At 69.6% G+C, this 2,592-nt stretch carries 4 protein-coding genes; 1 reads left to right on the top strand and 3 read right to left on the bottom strand.

Translation table 11 applies throughout. The annotated features are described in order from the left end of the window. The 3 genes from HMPREF3086_RS01245 to HMPREF3086_RS18275 all read right to left on the bottom strand — a co-directional run. Window positions 1-382 (bottom strand): GntR family transcriptional regulator (locus tag HMPREF3086_RS01245; protein WP_246830845.1); only part of this gene is annotated, 382 nt, incomplete at its 3' end. A 3-nt stretch (window positions 383-385) separates the two neighbouring features. Then, window positions 386-1,483, bottom strand: coding sequence for a CaiB/BaiF CoA transferase family protein (locus HMPREF3086_RS01240; RefSeq protein WP_061230169.1), 1,098 nt, complete (start codon window positions 1,481-1,483; stop codon window positions 386-388). A gap of 186 nt (window positions 1,484-1,669) precedes the next feature. Then, window positions 1,670-2,140 (bottom strand): hypothetical protein, encoded by a 471-nt coding sequence (locus HMPREF3086_RS18275; protein ID WP_141763943.1) that lies wholly within the window; start codon window positions 2,138-2,140, stop codon window positions 1,670-1,672. Between the two features lie 30 nt (window positions 2,141-2,170). On the opposite strand from HMPREF3086_RS18275, the gene HMPREF3086_RS18765 reads away from it, so the two are divergent. After that, the coding region (locus HMPREF3086_RS18765) for a hypothetical protein (RefSeq protein WP_210401813.1) at window positions 2,171-2,592 on the top strand (422 nt) is incomplete at its 3' end.

Here is a 2,592-nt window from a genome sequence, read left to right as displayed (position 1 = left end):
CGGCACCGGCGGCCGCGGCGCGGTCGGCGAACAACTCCGCCGCGCGGGCGAGGGCGGCGGCCGCCGCATCGGTCTCGGCGATGAAGGTCCCCGAGCGGCCGCGTCCCTCGAGGACACCGCCGTCCTCGAGCTCGCGGTAGACCTTGGCCGCGGTGGCCGTGGAGATCCCCACGTTCTCCGCGAGAGTGCGTACCGCGGGCAACCTCGTACCGGGCGTGAGAACTCCGCGTCGGGTCGCCTCCACGATCTGGGACATGAGCTGACGGAAGGGAGGCTCGCCGGAGGCGGGGTCCACGGAGAGCACCACGCCCGCGACGCGGGCCCCACCGGGACCGCGGGCGTCTGCACCCGCGGCCTCGGGACCGGTGACCGGATCACCCACGGGTCAGGCCCACACCTGGTCGACCGCGGTGACCTCACGCGGCGGCGCCGCCGGGACCGGGGCCGCCGGGGTGCGGGAGAAACGCGGCGCGGGTGCCGGGCCCACGTCGCCGGCGACCTCGACGAACGTCTCGCGGGCGGTGTTGTGCGGATGGTCCAGCGCCTCGGTGTAGGTGAGGACCGGCGTCGTGCACGCGTCGGTGCCGTAGAACACCTCGGCCCACTCGTCGCGGGTCTTCTCGGCGAACTTCCCCGCGATCAGCTCGCGTAGCTCGTCCCAGCGATCCATGTCGAACTGGCCGGGCATGCCCTCGCCGTCGACGCCGAGCAGCCGGGCGAACTCGGCGTAGAACTGCGGCTCGAGGCAGCCCACGGCCATGTATTTGCCGTCGGAACAGGTGTAGACGTCATAAAAGGGGTAGCCCGTGTCGAGCATGTTGGTCCCGGCGACGTCCGACCACTGACCGCGGGCACGCATCGCCCACTGGAACTGGCCGAGCACCGAGGCGCCGTCGGTCATGGCGGCGTCGATGACCTGACCCTCGCCCGAGGTGGAGCGCTCGATGATCGCGGCCAGGATGCCCTGGATGAGGAACATCGAACCGCCGCCGAAGTCGCCGACCAGGTTGAGCGGCGGCACCGGGCGCTCGCCCTTGCGGGCGGTCGCGTTGAGGTGCCCGGTGAGGGAGATGTAGTTGAGGTCGTGCCCTGCGGTGTGTGCGAGCGGGCCGTGCTGGCCCCAGCCGGTCATCCGCGCGTAGACCAGCTTCGGGTTGATCTCGAGGCACTCGTCCGGACCCAGGCCCATCCGCTCGGTGACCCCGGGACGGAACCCCTCGACCAGCACGTCGGCCTTGGCGATGAGTCCGCGCACCTGCGACAGGCCCTCATCGCTCTTGAGGTCGGCCTCCACCACGGTCCGGCCGCGACGAGTGATGTGCGCCCAGCCGCCGACTTGGGTCTGGAGCTCGCCGGGTCGCATGACGGTCACAACGTCGGCCCCGAGATCGGCGAGCATCATGCAGGCGTGCGGGCCGGGGCCGATGCCGTTGAGTTCGACGACGCGGATGCCCGCGAGAGGACCGGAGGAGGCAGTTGTCACAGAAGTGCCCTTTCGTGTGGCGTTGCACACACGTTATCGCTTCGTGTCGGGCTGGGAGGGGACAGGTGGGTGTTGGCGGTGAGGCCCATGCGGTTACTGGTGCAAATGGGCATTAGCTTTACTTTACGATCACTCAAGTTTGCGGCGCTAACGTGAAACTCGGCTGTGACCCATGTAACACTCCGCTCAGGTGTTTCCCAGAACGCCGGTCAGTGTGACCGCAGCCCTAGAGGCGGTGACTTTCCCTCTCTGCAAGGAGCATTCATGTTCGTTCGAAATTGAGTTCTGGCCGGAGCTTCGGCTGTCGCGCTCGCCGCCGGAGCCACTTTCGCCGGAGCCGGCATCGCCTCCGCCCAGGACGACGAGGAGCCGACGGGCTCGCTGGGCAGTAGCTCGATAGATCTCGGAGAGATCGCCGGTGATCTCGAGACCGCGGGCGAGGCCCTCAGTGGACCGGTCACGGTCGCGCCGAATGAGGAGGGTGGCCCGACTGTCACCTATACCAACGAGTCGGATGCCGACCAGCGCTGCCTGGGGGCGACGGCCCCGTACTCGACGATCGCCGACAATGACCTCGAGACCGACTATCCCGAGGGTGACCTCGCGGCTGGCATCGCGCTCATCACCGCGATCGAGGCCGGCGGTGGGCTGACCCATCTCCTCGCCGACGACGAGGGGGCCCCGGCAGTGGAACTCGACGATCCCGCAGTCGAGAACAACGTCGTCGAGAACGTTCTCCTGTTCGTGTTCGGTCAGCCGGGCCGCTCTGTCCTGGTCGCGGCCGGGGCGGATGTCAGCTGGACCGCGTTGTCGCCGGAGACCCCGGCGGTCGGCATCGTCCTCTGTGTCCCGGTGAACGAGGACGGCACGCCGGGAGGGCTGGAGACCAACTTCGGTATCGACCCGCAGGTCGTCGCGGACCAGATCAACGGTCGTATCCCCGGCGGCTCCGTCGAGCCCGTCTCCGCCGGATCCATCTCCGGCGGCAGCGTCGCGACGGGCGCGAACCTCCTCGGCTCGCTCGCCGCGGCCAGCTCGGAGGACGAGCCCGCAGATGGGGAGGAGGCCGACGCCGGCGGCGCGGCGGCGAGCTCGGGCGCCGGTGAAGG

Source organism: Dietzia sp. HMSC21D01 (genome assembly GCF_001815995.1).
In the GTDB taxonomy this organism is placed as follows: Bacteria; Actinomycetota; Actinomycetes; order Mycobacteriales; family Mycobacteriaceae; genus Dietzia; species Dietzia cinnamea.
This window is presented reverse-complemented; position numbering and strand designations above follow the sequence as displayed.